Below are 17,963 nucleotides of genomic sequence, written 5' to 3'. Positions count from 1 at the left end.
GGTTACTCCGCCTTAACCGTAAGGATTCACCATAAGCGTCTCATCTGTCCGGGGCCGCTTTTCCATGTCCGAGTTGAAGACCGACGTCATCCTGCGTGGCGACTGCATCGAGGTGCTGAAGGGCCTGCCGGACAAGTCGGTGGACATGGTCTTCGCCGACCCGCCCTATAACCTGCAGCTGGGCGGCGACCTGCTGCGGCCGGACAACTCCAAGGTCGATGCGGTCGACGACGACTGGGACAAGTTCGACAGCTTCGCCGCCTATGACGCCTTCACCCGCGCCTGGCTGGGCGAGTGCCGCCGCGTGCTGAAGGACGAGGGCAGCCTGTGGGTCATCGGCAGCTATCACAACATCTTCCGCCTGGGCGCGGCGATGCAGGATCTGGGCTTCTGGGTGCTGAACGACATCATCTGGCGCAAGTCCAACCCGATGCCGAACTTCAAGGGCACGCGCTTCACCAACGCCCATGAGACGCTGATCTGGGCCGCCAAGTCGCGCGAGCAGAAACGCTACACCTTCAACTACGACGCGCTGAAGGCCTTCAACGAAGACACCCAGATGCGCTCGGACTGGACCCTGGCCCTGTGCACCGGGGGCGAGCGGCTGAAGGACGAGAACGGCGACAAGGCCCACCCGACCCAGAAGCCCGAGGCCCTGCTGCACCGGGTGCTGCTGTCGGCCAGCCGCGTCGGCGACGTGGTGCTGGACCCCTTCTTCGGCACCGGCACGACGGGCGCCGCGGCCAAGCGTCTGGGTCGCCGCTTCATCGGCATCGAACGCGACGAGACCTACGCCAAACTGGCCGAGAAGCGCATCAAGGCCGTCATCCCGGCCGCACCGGAAGACCTGGTCGTCACCGGCTCCAAGAAGGCCGAGCCCAAGGTGCCGTTCGGCGCCCTGGTCGAAGCCGGGCTGCTGGCGCCGGGCGACAAGCTGTACTGCCCCAAGGGCGAGCGCGAGGCGCGGGTGCGGGCCGACGGTTCGCTGGTGTCCGGCGCCCTGACCGGCTCGATCCACAAGCTGGGCGCCCTGTTGGAGAACGCCCCGGCGTGCAACGGCTGGACCTACTGGCGTTTCAAGACGGATACGGGGCTGCGCCCGATCGACGCCCTGCGCGCCGAAATCCGCGCGGGGATGCAGTAGGACGGGCCCTTCCGACCGCCTCATAACCTACAGGCGGCATTGAAGAATATCGTTCCAGCAACGCTGGAACCCGGCGATCCTGGGCGGATTGAGGTTTCGGCGTCGCGTCTTCACGCGACGCAGGAGCCTGCCATGAAAATCGCCCAAGTCACGCCCTTGTACGAGGCCGTGCCGCCCCGGCTCTACGGCGGCACGGAGCGCGTGGTCGCCCACCTGACCGACGCCCTGGTCGAGCTGGGCCACGACGTCACCCTGTTCGCCAGCGCCGAGGCGCGCACCCGCGCCCGCCTGATCCCGGTTCGCGATCAGGCCATCCGCCTGGACCCCGCCGCGTTGAAATCCGATCTGGCGGCCCACATGGCCCAGTTGGCCGAGGTGCTGGACCGCGCCGACCGTTTCGACGTCATCCATTTCCACACCGACATGATCCACTTTCCCTTCTTCGAAGGCTGGGCGGACAAGACGGTGACGACCCTGCACGGGCGGTTGGACCTGAAGGATCTGGCCCCGATCTACGAGCGCTGGACGGAGTACGGCCTGGTGTCGATCTCCGACGATCAGCGCCGTCCCCTGCCCCACGCCAACTGGCGGGCGACCGTGCATCACGGCATGCCGGGCGATCTCTATCGTTTCTCGCCCCGGTCGCAGGGCTATCTCGCCTTCCTGGGTCGGATTTCACCCGAGAAGCGACCCGACCGCGCCATCGAAATCGCGACCCGGCTGAACAAGCCGCTGAAGATCGCCGCCAAGATCGACGCCGCCGACCACGCCTATTGGGAGACGAAAATCGAACCTCTGGTGCGCGGCAATCCCCTGGTCGAGTTTGTCGGCGAGATCGGTGATGCGGAGAAGTCCGCCTTCCTGGGCGGGGCCGAAGCCCTGCTCTTCCCCATCGACTGGCCCGAGCCGTTCGGCCTGGTGATGATCGAGGCCATGGCCTGCGGCACGCCCGTCGTCGCCTTCGCCTGCGGCTCGACGCCCGAGATCATCGAGGACGGGGCCACCGGCTTCCTGGTCTCGACCATGGACGAGGCGGTCGCCGCCGCCGCCCAGGCGCACCGGCTGGACCGGGAGGCCATCCGCGCGCGGTTCGACCTGCGCTTCTCCGCCACGGCCATGGCGCGGCGGTATCTGGACGTCTACGGCGACATCCTGGCGCGGCGGCCTTTTGCAGCGCCGATGCGTCCTCTGGAGGAAGAGAAGAGTTTCGCCGCCCTGAACTGAATCACGCCCTCGGCCGTTCGCTTCTGATCCTAGCCGGGGGGACGAACCGCAAGCGGAGACGCTTATGGACGACGCCTATTCGGTCCAGGCCGCGGCCGCCGACACCAACGACCAGGACGGGCTTGAAACCCTGATGGCGCTGAAGGACGGCGACGCCTTCCTCGTCGCCGATCACTGGGGAGACGTTAAGGCGGGCGCCGACGGCCTGTTCGAGCGGGACACGCGGTTGCTGTCGCGCTTCGTCCTGACGGTCGGGCGGGCGCGGCCGTCGCGTCTCAGTTCGGGCGTGACCAAGGACAACGTCTTCTTCACCTGCCACTCGACCAACCGGCCCCTGCCGCCGATGGGCGGGCGCTCGGCCCCGGCGGGGGTGCTGCATCTGGAGCGGCGGCGCTTCCTGTGGGACCGACGGCTGTTCGAGCGGGTGCGGATGGTCAACCACGGCGTCGAGGACATCCTGCTGCCGCTGACCTTCGAGTTCGACGCGGACTTCGCCGACATCTTCCAGGTGCGCGGCACGGTGCGGCCCCGGCACGGCGAAATCCATCCGCCGGTGATCGACGGGCGGCGCGTGACCTTCAGCTACACTGGGCTGGACGGGGTGAAACGCACCAGTTGCCTGGCCTTTTCCGAGCCGCCCGCCCGCCTCAGCGCCAATCGGGCCGAGTTCATGTTCAGCCTGCCGCGCGGACGCAGCCTGGACCTGTTCATCGAATGCGGCCTGGACGCCTGCGAACAGCCGGACGAGACGCGCTGGCGCTGGCACGCCATCCTGGCCCGGCTGGCCATGCGGCGACGGCTGCGGCGCGGCGCCATCGTCGAGGGCGGGCGCAACCAGGGCTTCAACGACTGGCTGCGGCAGTCGCGGGCCGACATCGCCCTGCTCGTCACCGACCTTCCAACCGGCCCCTATCCCTATGCGGGGACGCCCTGGTTCTCGACCCCGTTCGGGCGCGACGGCATCATTACCGCCTGGCAGATGCTGTGGATCGACCCCGGTCTGGCCAAGGGGGTGCTGACCTATCTGGCCTCGCGTCAGGCGACCGAGACCAACGCCTTCATGGACTCCGCGCCCGGCAAGATCATGCACGAGACGCGCGGCGGCGAGATGAGCGTGCTGGGCGAGGTGCCCTTCGGCCTCTATTACGGGGGCGTCGACACCACCTGCCTGTTCATCGCCCTGGCCGGCGCCTACGCCAGACGCACCAACGACTATGGGACCATACGCGCCCTGTGGCCCCATCTGATCGCGGCGGCGGGCTGGATGAGCGACTACGGCGACAGCAACGGCGACGGCCTGATCGACTACGCCCGCGCGGCCGACACCGGCCTGTCGAACCAGGGCTGGAAGGACTCCGAAGACTCCATCTTTCACGCCGACGGCCGCTTTCCCAAGGGGCCGGTCGCCCTGCTGGAGGTCCAGGGCTACGCCTTCGCCGCCTGGAAGGCGCTGGCCGAGATGGGCGCGGTGCTGGGCGACGGCCGCGCCCTCGAATGGGCGGCGCGGGCCGAGGCGCTGCGCGCCCTGGTCGAGGACCGCTACTGGATGGAGGACGAGGGCTTCTACGCCATCGCCCTGGACGGCGACGGGGAGCAGTGCCGCGCCGTCGCCTCTAACGCCGGGCATCTGCTGTTCATGGGCCTGCCCTCGCATGAACGGGCGCGGCGGGTGACGCGGCGGATGCTGACGGCCGAGTTCCGTTCGGGCTGGGGCCTGCGGACCCTGGCCAAGGGACAGGCCCGCTTCAATCCGATGAGCTATCACAACGGCTCGGTCTGGCCGCACGACACGGCCCTGGCGGCGGCGGGGATGGCCCGTTACGGCGAGCGGCGGGCGGTCGCCATGCTGCTGGGCGAGATCTACGGCTCCGCCGCCCATTTCCAGATGCGCCTGCCCGAACTGTTCTGCGGCTTCGTGCGCGAGACGGGCGAACCGCCGATCGCCTATCCGGTCGCCTGCCTGCCCCAGGCCTGGGCGGCGGGATCGGTCTTCCTGATGATGCAGTCGGTGCTGGGCCTGAGCATCGACGCCGCCGAGGGCCTGGTCGAGGTCAACAATCCCGCCCTACCCGCCGGGCTGGACCGGCTGTCGATCACGCGGCTGAAGGTCGGCGACGGGGTGATCGACCTGCATTTCCAGCGCCTGAACGGCCACGTCGTGGTCATGCCCCGCGAGCGTAGCGGCGCGGTGAATTTACGCGCCACCGGCTGACCCTCTCCCGATGGGAGAGGGCTTGAGCCTCCAAGAGCGCAGCGATTGGAACAGGCGAAAGGGTGAGGGTTCACAGGTAAAGTCGGCCAGAGGCCGTGGCAGAACGGCGAGACGGCGGCCTTCGGCCGATTGATGGGACAAGCCCCTCACCCTTTCGCGCCAGAACGACGGCTGCGCCGCCGTGCGCTCAAGCCCTCTCCCGCCGGGAGAGGGTTCCTAAAGCCCGCTCCAGCGCCTTCCTGAAAACGGTCGGCAGAGCCTTCGCCGCCTCAGCCGCTGTGGTCCATAGAAAGTCGCCCTCCCCTTCGGCCACATGCACCTCCAGCGTCAGGCTGAAGTGGGTGAAGACGTGCTCGACCGATCCGGCCGCCCGCCAGTCGCTCTCCATCGGCGGATCAAAGTCCGGCGCCGCGCTCCAATCCGAGGTCGGCAGGCCCGCCATGCCGCCCAGCAGCCCCTTGTCCGGCCGCCGCACCAGGGCGACGCGCCCCGCGTCATCCATCAGCACATAGGCATGGCCGCGCCGATGCGGCCGCTCGGCCTTCTTCGTCTTCAGGGGATAGCGTTCGGGCGCCCCCGTCTTCAGCGCTTCGCAGCCGAAGGTCAGCGGGCACTGATCGCACAGCGGCGACCGGGGCCGACAGACGCCCGAGCCGAGGTCCATCAGCGCCTGCGCCCAGTCGCCGGGTCGGTGGTCGTCGACGAACAGGGCGGCCAGACGGCGCAGCTCGGGCCGCGCGGCGGGCAGTGGAGTCTCGACCGCGAACAGGCGGCTCATCACCCGTTCGACATTGCCGTCGACGACGTTGGCGGGTCGATCGAAGGCGATGGCGGCCACGGCGGCGGCGGTGTAGGCGCCCACCCCCGGCAGGGCCAGCAGCTCGGCCTCGGTTTGTGGGAAGGCTCCGCCGTGATCGGCGGCCACAGCGCGGGCGCAGGCCAGCAGATTGCGTGCGCGGGCGTAGTAGCCCAGCCCCGCCCAGGCGCCCATCAGCTCGGCGTCCTCGACGGCGGCCAGAGCGCCCACCGTCGGCCAGCGCGTGGTGAACCGCTCGAAATAGGGCGCCGCGTGCGGCACCGTCGTCTGCTGCAGCATCACCTCTGACAGCCAGACGCGATAGGGGTCGGTCTTCGCCTTCGCCCCCGGCGGCGCGCGCCACGGCAGGCTGCGCGCATGGGCGTCATACCAATCGAGCAGGGCGGCGCGGAGAGAGGGGACGTCGGGCATGGGGCAGGCTATATAGGACGAATGCGTCGTCCCCTGCCCACCGAAAGCGAAGCGCGCGAAATCCTGGCCCGCCGCCGGACGCGCCCGCCGTTGCGCCCGCCGCCCCCGGCGGGCCGGTCGCTGGCGCCGCTGATCAAGAAGCTGGACGCCCAGTTCGGGCGCGGCGCCTCGGCGCTGGAGCCGCGCTGGGTCGAGATCGTGGGCGAGCGGCTGGCTCGCGTCACCCGCCCGCAGAAGCTGACCAAGGGGCGCGGCAACGCAGGCGGCGTGCTGGAGTTGCGTGTCGCCGGGCCCGCCGCCCTGCTGGTCCAGCACCAGTCGGCCGACATCATTCAGCGCGTGAACCTGTTCCTGGGCGCAGGCTCGGTCGAGAAGCTGCGCATCGCCCAGGGGCCGGTGAAGCCTCTGCCCGCCGCCGGAGCCAAGCCCCGCCCGCGCGGCCGCGCGGTCCTGCCGCCCCTTCCCGCCGCGACGGAAGCCGAACTGAACGCCTCGGTCGAGGCGGCGCCCGACAGCTTGAAAGCGGCCTTGGGCAAGCTGGGCCGCGCCGTGCTGTCGCAGCCCCCGCGCGACGAGGAGCGTTGACAAACCTTCGCCATCGGCGTTCTCGACATTCAGACGATTTCGCCAGCGCGCACGAATCGCGCGACGTTTCTGAATCTCATTTCTGACAAGGACCAGCCGATGGCCCCGATCTTCAAATACGCCGCCATGAGCCGCCGCGCGGCCCTGTCCGCCGCCGCCCTGGCCTCGATGGCCGTGCTGGCGGGCTGCTCGGCCGGCGGCGCGGGCGGCGAGGTCGAAGGCGACATGGCCAAGGGCGCGCCCGAAGGCGCCAAGGTCACGGTCGTGGAGTACGCCTCGGTCACCTGCGGCCACTGCGCCGTGTGGAATGAAGAGGTCTGGCCCGAGTTCAAGACGAAGTACGTCGACAACAACAAGGTCCGCTTCGTCTTCCGCGAATTCCCGACCCCGCCCCAGGACATCGCCGTCGCCGGCTTCCTGATCGCGCGCTGCGCCGGTCCGGACAAGTATTTCGACGTTGTCAGCGACATCATGGCCAGCCAGAAGGAATGGCAGGCGGGCGTCGCGCCGCGCACCACCCTGTTCCGCGCCGGCCAGGCGGCGGGCCTCAGCGAGCAGCAGATCAACGACTGCATCCGCGACAAGGCCGCCATCGAGGCCATGGAGAAGCGCATCCAGGCCGGCATCAGCGCCGGCGTGACCGGTACACCCTACTTCACCGTCAACGGCGTGAAGGTGGCGGACAGCTCGCTGTCGGGCCTGTCGGAAGTCATCGACGCCGAGCTGGCGAAGTAAGCCGATGCCGCGGTCGCGCCTGACATTCAAAGCCCTGTTAGGCGCAGCCGCCCTGGCGGCGGTCGCCGTCGCCAGCCCCTCGGCGGCGCTCGATCCTGCCATGACGCGCGCCTCTGCGACGGCGGCCGTGCCCGCCGTCACGGCGACGGACCGCGTGCTGGGCCGGGCCGATGCGCCGGTGACGGTGATCGAGTACGCCTCATTCACCTGCAGCCACTGCGTCCATTGGACCAACGACGTCCTGCCGCAGTTCAAGGCCCGCTATATCGACACCGGCAAGGTGCGCCTGGTGTTTCGCGACATGCCGACGCCTCCGGCCCAGATCGCGGCGACGGCGGCGGGCATCGCGCGCTGCGCCGCCCCGAACCGCTTCTTCGACGTGGCCCACAGCCTGATGAGCGGTCAGGCCGCCGCCTTTGAAAAAGGCGACGCCCGCGACTGGTTCGCCGCCGCCATCGCCGCCAGCGGCCGCAGTCAGGAACAGATCGAAGCCTGCATGAAAGACCCGGCGACCAGCCAGGCCCTGCAGGCCGAGGTCGACGGCGCCGTGGCGGCAGGGGTGACGGGCACGCCCTCCTTCTTTGTCAACGGCAGGCGGGTCAGCGACCATTCGCTGGAGGCCCTGTCGGCGGCCATCGACCCGCTGATCCGGGCGCGCTGATCGAGACGCGATGCAGTTCCAGCGCCTCCGGCTCGTCGGCTTCAAATCCTTCGTCGACCCGGCCGAGGTGCAGATCGAGGCCGGGCTGACCGGCATCGTCGGGCCGAACGGCTGCGGCAAGTCGAACGTGCTGGAAAGCCTGCGCTGGGTCATGGGCGCCAACTCGGCCAAGGCCATGCGCGGCCAGGGCATGGAGGACGTGATCTTCGCGGGCGCCGCGGGCCGTCCGCCGCGCAACCACGCCGAAGTCCAGCTGACCATCGACAACGCCCAGAAGCGCGCGCCCCAGCCCTTTACCGACAGCCCCATGCTGGAAGTCTCGCGTCGGATCGAGCGCGGGCGCGGCTCGACCTATCGCATCAACGGCAAGGAGGTGCGGGCGCGCGACGTTCAGCTGCTGTTCGCCGACGCCTCGACCGGCGCCAACAGTCCGGCCCTGGTGCGCCAAGGCCAGATCAGCGAACTGATCGCCGCCAAGCCCCAGAACCGCCGCCGCATCCTAGAAGAAGCCGGGGGCGTGGCGGGCCTGCACACCCGGCGCCATGAGGCGGAGCTGCGGCTGAGGGCCGCCGAGACCAACCTCGACCGGCTGGACGACATCGGCAAGGAGCTGGAGTCGACGCTGAACAAGCTGAAACGCGAAGCGCGTCAGGCGGAAAAATACAAGAAGATCTCGGCCGAGATCCGCGCCCTGCAGGCGGCCCTGCTCTACGTCCGCTGGACCGACGCCAAGGCGGCGGCCGAGACGGCGGCGGCTGACTTACGCGAAGCCGACCGGCTGGTGGCCGAAACGACCACGGCGGCGGCGGCGGCCCAGACGGCGGCCCTGAACGCTCAGGAAGGGCTGAAGCCTGCGCGCGAGGAAGACGCGGTCGCCACCGCCCTTTTGAACCGCGCCATCATCGAGCGCGACCGGCTGGACATGGCCGAACAGGCCGCCCGCGCCGAGGTCGACCGGCTGAAGGCCGAGGTCGCCCGCATCGAGGCCGACCGCGCGCGCGAGGACGGCATGGCCGCCGACGCCGGACGCGAACTGGAACGGCTGGACCGCGAGCTGGAAAAGCTGAAGGCCGAGATCGCCGCCGCTCCCGAGCGCGGCCCCGAACTGGAACGCGCCCTGCTGGAGACTGAGGACGCGCGCAAGGCCGCCGACGCCGAGGTCGAACGGCTGGCCGGAACGCTGGCCGCCGTCGAAGCCCGCGCCAACGCCGAAAGCGCTCGGAAGCGCGACGCCGAGGCCCGGCTGGCGCGCGTCAAGGGCCAGCACGAACAGGCTAGGCGCGAACGCGAGGCGCTCGGCCCGCTGGAGACGCCCGAGATCGAGACGGCCAAGGCGGCGCTGGAAACGGCGCAGGCCGATCTCGCCGCCGCGCGTGAAGCCGTCGAGGCCGCCGAAACCAAACGCAGCGACATCGCCCGCGCCGAGCAGGAGGCGCGCACGGCCGCCCGCACCGCCGAGGACCGGCTGGGCCGCCTGCAGACCGAGGCGCGCGGGCTGGCGCAACTACTGGTCACCGGCAAGCGCGAGCATCCCCCGGCGCTGGACAGGGTGTCGGCGGCCAAGGGCTATGAGGCCGCGCTGGCGGCGGCGCTGGGCGATGATCTGGACGCCGCGCTGGACGCCCGCGCCCCGGCGCACTGGGCGGGCGCCGAGGCCTCGCCGCCGGATTGGCCGCAGGGCGTCGAGCCCCTGTCCGCCCATGTGACGGCGCCCGATCAGCTGGCGGCGCGTCTGGCCTTCTGCGGCGTGGCCCCGCGCGAGCGGATCGCCGAACTGGCCCGCGCCCTGCCGCGCGGCGCGCGCCTGACGACGGTGGAGGGCGACCTCTATCGCTGGGACGGCTTCGTCAGCCGCGCCGAGGCGCCCCGGCCCGCCGCCGTGCGTCTGGCCCAGCGCACCCGCCTGTCGGAACTGGAGGCCGACATCGACCTCGGCAAGCCCGCGCTGGAGACCGCGCAAGGGTCGCTGAAGGCGGCGGGCGAGGCCTTCCGCGCCGCCGAGGAGGAGGTGAAGGCCGCGCGCCTGCGCCCCTTTACGCTGGACAAGCAGGTCGTGTCCGCCCGCGACCGGCTGGAATCCCTGATGCGCGATCAGGCCCGCAAGGAGGCCCGCGCCCAGTCGCTGGACGAAAGCGTCGCCCGGCTAGAGGGCGAGGTGCAGGAGGCCGAGGCCGCCTTCGCCGAGGCCAGTTCGGTGGAGTCCTCCTCCGACGTGGTAGTCGGCCTGCGCCAAGAGTTGACCGAGGCGCGCGGCGGGGCCGAACGCGCCCGGCTGGCGGCGCAGGCCGCCCGCTCGACCCGCGACGAGGAGGCTCGCGACCGCGCCATGCGCGAGCAGCGTCTGGGCAGCCTGACCCGCGCCCGCGAGGGCTGGGTTACGCGATCCGGCGACAGCGCCGCCCGCCTCAAGACGCTGGAGCGCGATGCGGAGAAGGCCCAAGCCGCACTGACCAAGGCTGAGGCCGCACCCGCCGGTTTCGCCGAGCAGCGCAACGCCCTGATGGAGTCTCTGACCCAGGCCGAAAAGCGCAAGCAGGCGGCGACCGACGCCGTCGCCGTCGCCGAAGCGGGCGCGCAGGAAGCCGACCGCGCCGCGCGCGCCGCCGAAACCGCCGCCTCTCAGGCCCGCGAAAGCCGGGCCGGCCTTCACGCCCGCGCCGAAGCCGCCGCCGAGAAGCTGGCCGAGACCGCCGCCAACATCCGCGAGACGGCGCAGATGTCGCCCGAGGAACTGGGCAAGAAGCTGACCGACGACGCCATCGCCCGCCCGCCGGACGCGGCGGGCGCCGAGAACCTGCTTTACGGCCTTGAGCGCGAGCGCGAGGCGCTGGGCGCGGTCAATCTGCGCGCCGAGGAAGAGGCGGCCGAATACGGCGACCGGCTCAGCGCCATGAAGACCGAGCGCATCGACCTGACGCAGGCGATCGCCAAACTGCGCGACGGCATCGACGAACTGAACGCCGAGGGGCGCGAGCGGCTGATCGCCGCCTTCGACGTCATCAATACCAACTTCAAGACCCTGTTCGAGGCCTTGTTCGGGGGCGGTCAGGCCGAGCTGAAGCTGGTCGAGAGCGACGACCCGCTGGAGGCAGGGCTGGAAATCTACGCCTGCCCGCCCGGCAAGCGGCTGTCGGTCATGAGCCTGATGAGCGGCGGCGAGCAGGCCCTGACGGCGGCGGCCCTGATCTTCGGCGTCTTCCTGGCCAATCCGGCGCCGGTCTGCGTGCTGGACGAGGTGGACGCGCCGCTGGACGACGCCAACGTCGACCGCTTCTGCCGGATGCTGCACGAGATGCGCGGCCGCACCGACACCCGCTTCATCGTCATCACCCACAACCCGGTGACTATGAGCCGAATGGACCGCCTGTACGGCGTCACCATGCCCGAGCGCGGCATGAGCCAGTTGGTCAGCGTCGACCTGCAACAAGCCGAAGAGATCGTCACGGCCTGACCTGAGGCGCGTGGTCGACTTGGGCAGAAAAAACAGAGTCCAATTCGTCTGAATCGTCTGAAATCGGCGCGGTCGTCTCCTTGTCAGCCCGCGCCGTCGTCGGCGCGCTGAGGAGTATGCGGAATGGCTAGAGGACGGCCGGTCGATCCAGTCCAGTCAAGAAAATGCCTCGAGAATTCAACGCCTCAATCAGCGTCATTGCGATGGATGACAAGGGACGCGGTTCAGCGCTTCCTGCGCCGCATGGCCGCGCGCACGTCGCCCAGAGCGGGTCCGATCAGGAACCACGGCTCGATGCAGTAGCGCGCGAACAGCCGCTTCGGATCGGCGAACAGGCGGAACAGCCATTCGACGCCCAGCCGTCCCATCCAGCGCGGCGCGGCCTTCTGCACCCCGGCCTCATAGTCGAAAGCGGCGCCGACCGGCAGGATCGGAACCAGCGGCAGAGAGGCCAGATTGTCCGCGATCCACAGCTCCTGGCGCGGCATGCCCATGCCGACGAACAGCACGTGCGGGGCGAAGTCCTTGATCGCCGCCAGCACCGCCGTATTGCCCAACGACCCCGGCGTGGCGTCGAAATAACCGCTGAGTCCCTTCACCATTGCGCCCGGATAGCGGGTCGTCAGTCGCCGCGCCGCCTCTTCGGCCACGCCGTCCTCGCCGCCGACATAGAGGACGCGCCAGCCCTTGCGGTCGGCCAGACTCCAGAAATGATCGCGCCAGTCCAGATAGGTGCAGCGGTGCTGCGGCCGCGCGGGATGGCCCAGCAGACGGGCGAAATGGATCAGCGGCGTCGAGTCCAGCTCGATCAGGTCGGCCGCATCGTACAGGCGCCGCATCCCCGGCGTGCGCCGGATCAGATAGAGACTATGCAGATTGTGGTTGGCGACAACGCTCTGCACACCCGCCTCGATGCTGCGTTCGAGGTGCAGCATCACCTCTTCAGGGCGGACCAGATCGACCGGTTCGCCCAGCAGGCGGATGCGCTCCTCCGTCCGGCGCGCCTGACGAAACGATCGGCGCGGGACGCGCCGCCGATCAGGCGACGAACGGGCGGAATCCGGATCGGAAGGCGCGTGATGCATGCAAGCTGTCTAGCGTGGCCGTTTCAACGTCGGGTATGCGGACAGGGTTAATCCAAACAAACGCCCTGCGCATCTGGAGCGACCATGCTGATCATTCCCGTGCCCGCGCCCGTCGTGGAGGTTGCACCGCCTTCTGCACAACTGGCGTTTACCGGCAGCAGCCGGTTCGCCGTCTTCGCCGACATCGCCTCTATCACGACGGAGCCTGAGCAGAGCGCGCACACGGTCAGAATGAGGTCGTTGCAGATCAGCCGCGAGGACATGCTGATCGGCGGCGTCGCCTACGTCGGCGGCTGGTCCTGGTGGCGCTTCGACTGCGCGGCCTGGACAGCGGACCGGCTGGACTTCGCCTCCCTGCGCGCTGATGGGACCGAAGGCCCTGTCACGCCCGAACGCTCGCCGCCGGCCGTCATAGCCCCAAGCCAGGACGCCTCGGCCTTGGCCGCCACGGCCTGCGGCGAGGCCTTCCCTGCGGTGGAGGCGACCTCGGCCAGAGCGGCGGTGTGGATCGGCCGCGCCAGGCTGAAGCCCTGACCGATCAGGCCTCTTCAGTCTTGAGGCGCAAACCGCGTCGCGCGTCGCGGTCGAAATCCATCCGGTCGCGCGGCAGGGCCTCGGGGCATTCGTCGCGCATGAAGGCCAGCATCTTCTCGCGCACCTCGGCCCGCAGGTCGAAGGCGACCGAGGCGTTGCGCGCGCTGGTCAGGCAGCGCACCTGGGCCGTCCGCTCGGTGATGTCCGTGACCTGCAAGGCCACCACGTCGCCGTCCCAGTGCGGCGAGGCGTGGGCGATCTGCTCCAGCTTGATCCGCAGCCGGTCGATGGGCGCCTCGTAGTCCACATAGAGGAAGGACACGCCGATCAGGCGCGAATCCTCGCGCGTCCAGTTCTGGAACGGCTTCTGGATGAAGTAGGTCAGCGGCAGCACCATGCGCCGCCAGTCCCACAGCTTGACCACCACATAGGTCGAGGTGATCTCCTCCACCCGGCCCCACTCGCCCTCGACGATGACGGCGTCGTCCAGGCGGATCGGCTGGGCGGTGGCGATCTGGATGCCCGCGATCAGATTGGTCAGGAAGGGTTGCAGCGCCAGACCGGCGACGATGCCGACCACCCCTGCCGAGGCCAGCAGCGACAAGCCCCATTGCTTGACGCCGGGAATGGTCAGCAGCGCCAGCCCCAGGGTGATCAGACCGATCAGTATGGCCGCGACCCGTTGCAGGATGCGCGTCTGGGTGACGTGCTTGCGGGCGTAGAGGTTGTCCTCCGCCTCCATGTTGAACTTCTTCAGGTGGACGATGGCGCCCATGTCCACCGCGCCCGCCAACATCCAGCCACACACCAGGATGAAGCCGAACAGCAGGCTGCGCCGGATGAACAGCGACGGCTCGGGGTCCAGCGGCGACACGGTGACGGCCAGGGCCAGGGCGATGATCATCACCGCGATCCGCACCTTCAGCCGGGCGCGCTTCAGCATCCCCTTCCAGAAGTCGTCGCGGTTGCGCACCGCCAGCTTCAGCAGGGCGAACACCACCTGGTTGGCCGCCCAGCCGATGAAGACGAAGACCACGGTGATGATCGACACCACCGCCCATTCCGGCAGCCAGTGGAACTGACGCCAGAGCGCAAAGATGGTGTTGGTCAGGTTGGTGACGAACTGAGGCATGGTCAGACCATAGACCTTCTCCCCGCCGGGGGAGAAGGTGGCTCGCGCAGCGAGACGGATGAGGGGGACGCCAAATGACGCACGCCCACATCAGCCCGTGCGAATGGAGGACACGTCCTCCTCATCCGAGCGGCTTCGCCGACCACCTTCTCCCCCAAGGGGAGAAGGGTCTATTTGGCCGCCGCCTCCACCAGATCCGCCAGCCGCTGCGCCGCGTCCGGGATGGCCACCGAGCGCGCAGCCGACGACATGGCCGCCAGCCCCGCCGGATCGGACAGGGTCGCGGTCAGCGCCGCCGTCAGGCTCTCGACCGTCAGGTCGTCCTCGGCGATCACCTTCGCCGCGCCCGCCTCGGCTAGAGCCCGCGCGTTCAGCGTCTGGTGGTCGTCCATCGCGATCTTCAGCGGGATCAGGACCGACGGCAGGGCCGCCACGGCCAGCTCCGAACAGGTCGAGGCGCCCGCGCGTCCGATCACCAGATGCGCCTTGGACAGCCGGTCGGCCATGTCGCGGAAGAAGGGCGCGACCTCGGCCTCGATCCCGGCGTCGAGGTAGATCTGGCGCGCGGCCTCCAGCGTCTCGGGCCGCGACTGTTGCTGCACCTTCAACCGATTGCGGATGGCCTCGGGCAGGGCCGCCAGCGCGCGCGGCGTGGTCTCGGACAGGATGCGGGCGCCCTGACTGCCGCCTGTCACCAGCACATGGATCGGCCCACCCTCGACCGGGGCGGCATAGGCCCGGTCGAACAGGGCGCGGATGTCCGGCCGCACCGGATTGCCGACCAGCTGGACGCGGTCCTTCAGCTTGTCCGGCGCCCGGCCCAGGGTCGGAAAGGCCGCCGCGATCACGCCCACGCTGGGCGCCAGATAGCGGTTGGTGCGGCCCAGCACCGCGTTCTGCTCATGGATCACGGTCGGGCGGCGCGTCGTCACCGCCGCCAGCAGGGCCGGCGCCGACGGATAGCCTCCGAAGCCCACCACCACGTCCGCGCCGGTGCGCTGGAACGCGGCCTTGGCCTGGCCGACGCCCTTCATGATCGCCAGACCGGCCTTCATCAGGCCGATGGGCCCGGAGCCGGTCGCCGCGTCCAGCGCCAGGCGTTCTTCGGCCGGAAAGGCGTGGGCGTACTGCTCGCCGCGTTTGTCGGTGGCCAGCACCACACGCCAGCCGCGCGCCGCCATCTCGCGGGCCAGGGCCTCTGCGGGGAACATATGGCCGCCGGTGCCCCCGGCGGCGACGACGCAGACCTTGGTCATGAGCGATACTCTCTTACGGCAGCAGGCGACGGCGCGGGGCGACGTTCGAGCCGAGTTCATAGGCGCCCGGACGGCGCCGGGTCAGGGCGAGCGCAAACCCCATGGTCAGCCCCATGGCCATCATGGACGAGCCGCCATAGCTGATGAAGGGCAGCGTCATGCCCTTGGTCGGGATCAGGTTCAGGTTCACCGCGATGTTGATGCACGCCTGCAGGCCGATCAGCATGAACAGCCCCGCCGCCGCCGTCTGTTCGAAGGAGTCGTTCAGCTTCATCGCCTTGCGCATCCCGCGAATGACGATGAAGGCGTAAAGCCCGATCATGATCAGCGACAGCACCAGGCCGAACTCCTCGGCCCCGACGGAATAGATGAAGTCGGTGTGCAGGTCGGGGACGTGGCGCTTCATCACCCCCTCGCCGATGCCGCGCCCGACCAGGCCCCCGGCGCGGATCGCCTCGGACGCGCGGTCGATCTGGTGGGTGTCGGTCGTCTCGGGCGACAGGAAGCGGCTCAGGCGGTCGCGCATGTGGCTGAACATGAAATACAGCGACACCACCCCGCCCGCGCCGACCGCCGCCAGGGCCGCCACCCACTTCAGCGGCACCCCGGCCATGAAGAAGACGGCCATGAAGGTCGTGGTGATCAGCAGGGTCTGGCCGATATCCGGCTGGATCAGCAACAGGCCGACCGTCAGCGCCCACAGGCCGAAGGCGATACTGACGCCGGGCACGCCCTCGCCCTTCTGGGCCTCGGCGAACATCCAGGCGGCGAAGACGATCAGGCCCGGCTTGGCGAACTCGGACGGCTGCAGGCTGAACGGCCCCAGATTGATCCAGCGCGCCGCCCCCTTCACTGTATCGCCGATGAAGGGCAGGGCCGCCATGACCACGATGGCGCAGAACAGGGCCAGCACCGCGATCCGCCGCACCCCGCGCGGCGACAGCAGCGAGGCGCTCAGCATGGCGATCAGCCCCATGGTCGAGAAGACCATCATCCGCCACGAATAGTGGAAGGGATCGCTGATCGATTCATCAGCCAAGATCGCCGCCGGGCTGGAGGCGAAGCTCAGCGCCACGCCCAGCCCCACCAACGTCAGCGCCGCGCCCAGCAGGCCGCGATCCACCGTCCAGAACCAGCGCGCGATCAGGCTCTGGTCATTGCGCGAAAAGGGATGGCTGTAGCTGTTGTGGGTCATGCGGCGGGCTCCGGCCGTGCGCCCAGGCTCAGGACGGCGGCGCCGAACGCCTCGCCCCGGACCTCGAAATCGGGGAACTGATCGAAGCTGGCGCAGGCGGGCGACAGCACCACCACCTGCTCGCCCCCGGCCGCAGCCGCGTCGACGGCGGCCAGTTCGACGGCCCGCTCCATCGTATGGGCCACGACGTGCGGCGTGTCGGCCAGAGTGACGGCGAAGGCGTCCGCCGCCTCCCCGATCAGATAGGCCCTGGTCACGCGCGGGAAGAGGTCGCGCAAGCTGTCGATGCCGCCGTCCTTGGCCTTGCCGCCTGCGATCCAGAAGACGGAGGGGTAGGAGGCCAGCGCCTGCCGCGCGGCGTCGGCGTTAGTGGCCTTGGAGTCATTGATGAAGCGTACGCCGCCGAGACGACCCACGGCCTCCATCCGGTGCGACAGGCCTGGGAAGCTCAGCAGACCCTCGACCGCCGCCTCGTGCGACACGCCCAGCGCTCGCGCCGTGGCGTAAGCGAAGGCCGCATTCTGGGCGTTATGGCGACCCGGCAAGGACCGCGCGGCGGTCAGATCGGCCAGCACTTCGCCGCCCGCCGTCAACACGCCCGCCGCCGCCCCATACCCTTCTCCCCTTGTGGGAGAAGGTGGGCCCGAAGGGCTCGGATGAGGGGTCTCGCCAACTGAAACCACAGCCCTGCCGCCGGACACGAGGAGCAACCCCTCATCCGTCTCGCTGCGCGATCCACCTTCTCCCACAAGGGGAGAAGGAAGACTCAGCACCGTCCCAACCCGCCGCCCCTGCGCGCGCAGATCCGCCGCAGCCTTCCGGCCCCATTCTTCATCCACGCCGACCAGCGCCAGCGCCTCACCATCCTGCGCCTGAAAAATCCGGCGCTTGGCGGCGACATAGCCCTCCATCCCGCCGTGGCGATCCAGATGGTCCGGCGACACATTGGTCAGTATCGCCACATCCGGCGCGAAGCCCGTGGTCAGGTCCAGCTGATAGGACGACACCTCGATCACATAGACCGCATCCGCCGTCGGCTCCGGCAACGCCAGAACCCCGATGCCGATGTTGCCGCCGATGTGGACGCTCAAGCCCGCCTGCTTCAGCACCCAGCCGATCAGGGCCGTGGTCGTCGACTTGCCGTTGGTGCCGGTGATGGCGACCACGCGCTGCCGCTCCCCCGGCGGCAGGGCGGCCAGCGCCCGCGCGAACAGCTCCACGTCGCCGATGACCGGCACGCCCGCCTCATGGGCGCGCTCGACGCTCCAGTGCGGCTTGGGATGGGTCAGCGGCGCGCCCGGCGACAGCACCAGGGCGGCGAACCCGGACCAGTCGGCCCGCGTCAGATCCTCGACCAGGAAGCCTTCCGCCTCGGCCTGCATCCGGCCCGAGACGCCGTCGTCCCACAGCACGGGAATGGCCCCGCCCGCCTGCAACGCGCGCGCCGCCGTGATCCCCGACCGCCCCAGGCCGAAGACCGCAACGCGACGCCCCTCGAAGCCGGGAACGGGGATCATCGGC

The 17,963-nt window shown here is 69.6% G+C and carries 14 protein-coding genes; 8 read left to right on the top strand and 6 right to left on the bottom strand.

Annotated elements, in window-relative coordinates:
* Nucleotides 1–64: 64 nt before the first annotated feature.
* The 3 genes from AC3A3G_RS09045 to AC3A3G_RS09035 all read left to right on the top strand — a co-directional run bounded on the left by AC3A3G_RS09045 (nucleotide 65) and on the right by AC3A3G_RS09035 (nucleotide 4,580).
* Nucleotides 65–1,144 carry a site-specific DNA-methyltransferase gene (locus tag AC3A3G_RS09045; RefSeq protein ID WP_040344441.1) on the top strand — a complete coding sequence of 360 codons (1,080 nt, stop codon included), beginning with the start codon at nucleotides 65–67 and terminating at the stop codon, nucleotides 1,142–1,144.
* A gap of 132 nt (nucleotides 1,145–1,276) precedes the next feature.
* A complete protein-coding gene (locus AC3A3G_RS09040) occupies nucleotides 1,277–2,368 on the top strand; it encodes a glycosyltransferase family 4 protein (RefSeq protein ID WP_487488015.1) in 1,092 nt (363 codons plus the stop codon).
* Between the two features lie 64 nt (nucleotides 2,369–2,432).
* The gene (locus AC3A3G_RS09035) at nucleotides 2,433–4,580 is read left to right on the top strand and encodes an amylo-alpha-1,6-glucosidase (RefSeq protein ID WP_487488014.1); all 2,148 of its coding nucleotides are present in this window, start codon (nucleotides 2,433–2,435) and stop codon (nucleotides 4,578–4,580) included.
* Nucleotides 4,581–4,767: 187 nt separating this feature from the next.
* On the opposite strand, the gene mutY is transcribed toward AC3A3G_RS09035, so the two are convergent.
* A complete protein-coding gene (gene mutY, locus AC3A3G_RS09030) occupies nucleotides 4,768–5,808 on the bottom strand; it encodes an A/G-specific adenine glycosylase (RefSeq protein ID WP_487488013.1) in 1,041 nt (346 codons plus the stop codon).
* A gap of 21 nt (nucleotides 5,809–5,829) precedes the next feature.
* On the opposite strand from mutY, the gene AC3A3G_RS09025 reads away from it, so the two are divergent.
* From AC3A3G_RS09025 to smc, 4 genes are all read left to right on the top strand, one after another.
* Nucleotides 5,830–6,393 (top strand): DUF721 domain-containing protein, encoded by a 564-nt coding sequence (locus AC3A3G_RS09025; protein ID WP_200166086.1) that lies wholly within the window; start codon nucleotides 5,830–5,832, stop codon nucleotides 6,391–6,393.
* Nucleotides 6,394–6,492: 99 nt separating this feature from the next.
* The gene (locus AC3A3G_RS09020) at nucleotides 6,493–7,128 is read left to right on the top strand and encodes a thioredoxin domain-containing protein (protein WP_003163571.1); all 636 of its coding nucleotides are present in this window, start codon (nucleotides 6,493–6,495) and stop codon (nucleotides 7,126–7,128) included.
* A 4-nt stretch (nucleotides 7,129–7,132) separates the two neighbouring features.
* Nucleotides 7,133–7,789, top strand: a complete 657-nt coding sequence (locus AC3A3G_RS09015; RefSeq protein WP_487488012.1) for a DsbA family protein — start codon at nucleotides 7,133–7,135, stop codon at nucleotides 7,787–7,789.
* Nucleotides 7,790–7,799: 10 nt separating this feature from the next.
* Nucleotides 7,800–11,240: a chromosome segregation protein SMC gene (smc, locus tag AC3A3G_RS09010; RefSeq protein ID WP_487488011.1), complete on the top strand. Its 3,441-nt coding sequence runs from the start codon at nucleotides 7,800–7,802 to the stop codon at nucleotides 11,238–11,240.
* 224 nt (nucleotides 11,241–11,464) lie between these two features.
* Here smc and AC3A3G_RS09005 read toward each other — a convergent pair whose 3' ends face one another.
* Nucleotides 11,465–12,325 carry a WecB/TagA/CpsF family glycosyltransferase gene (locus AC3A3G_RS09005; protein ID WP_200166078.1) on the bottom strand — a complete coding sequence of 287 codons (861 nt, stop codon included), beginning with the start codon at nucleotides 12,323–12,325 and terminating at the stop codon, nucleotides 11,465–11,467.
* Between the two features lie 84 nt (nucleotides 12,326–12,409).
* Here AC3A3G_RS09005 and AC3A3G_RS09000 point away from each other — a divergent pair, with 84 nt between their 5' ends.
* Nucleotides 12,410–12,859 (top strand): hypothetical protein, encoded by a 450-nt coding sequence (locus AC3A3G_RS09000; protein WP_487488010.1) that lies wholly within the window; start codon nucleotides 12,410–12,412, stop codon nucleotides 12,857–12,859.
* 4 nt (nucleotides 12,860–12,863) lie between these two features.
* Here the strand turns inward: AC3A3G_RS09000 and AC3A3G_RS08995 are convergent, their stop codons facing one another.
* The 4 genes from AC3A3G_RS08995 to murD form a co-directional block, all read right to left on the bottom strand.
* Nucleotides 12,864–13,991: a mechanosensitive ion channel family protein gene (locus AC3A3G_RS08995; protein WP_487488009.1), complete on the bottom strand. Its 1,128-nt coding sequence runs from the start codon at nucleotides 13,989–13,991 to the stop codon at nucleotides 12,864–12,866.
* Nucleotides 13,992–14,161: 170 nt separating this feature from the next.
* The gene (murG, locus tag AC3A3G_RS08990) at nucleotides 14,162–15,247 is read right to left on the bottom strand and encodes an undecaprenyldiphospho-muramoylpentapeptide beta-N-acetylglucosaminyltransferase (protein WP_487488008.1); all 1,086 of its coding nucleotides are present in this window, start codon (nucleotides 15,245–15,247) and stop codon (nucleotides 14,162–14,164) included.
* Nucleotides 15,248–15,260: 13 nt separating this feature from the next.
* Nucleotides 15,261–16,442: a putative lipid II flippase FtsW gene (ftsW, locus tag AC3A3G_RS08985; protein WP_128720563.1), complete on the bottom strand. Its 1,182-nt coding sequence runs from the start codon at nucleotides 16,440–16,442 to the stop codon at nucleotides 15,261–15,263.
* The gene (gene murD / locus AC3A3G_RS08980) at nucleotides 16,439–17,959 is read right to left on the bottom strand and encodes a UDP-N-acetylmuramoyl-L-alanine--D-glutamate ligase (protein WP_487488007.1); all 1,521 of its coding nucleotides are present in this window, start codon (nucleotides 17,957–17,959) and stop codon (nucleotides 16,439–16,441) included. The genes ftsW and murD overlap by 4 nt, the downstream gene beginning before the upstream one ends.
* Nucleotides 17,960–17,963: the final 4 nt, after the last annotated feature.

The sequence above is a fragment of the Brevundimonas sp. Soil_N_31 genome (assembly GCF_057655995.1).
This window is presented reverse-complemented; position numbering and strand designations above follow the sequence as displayed.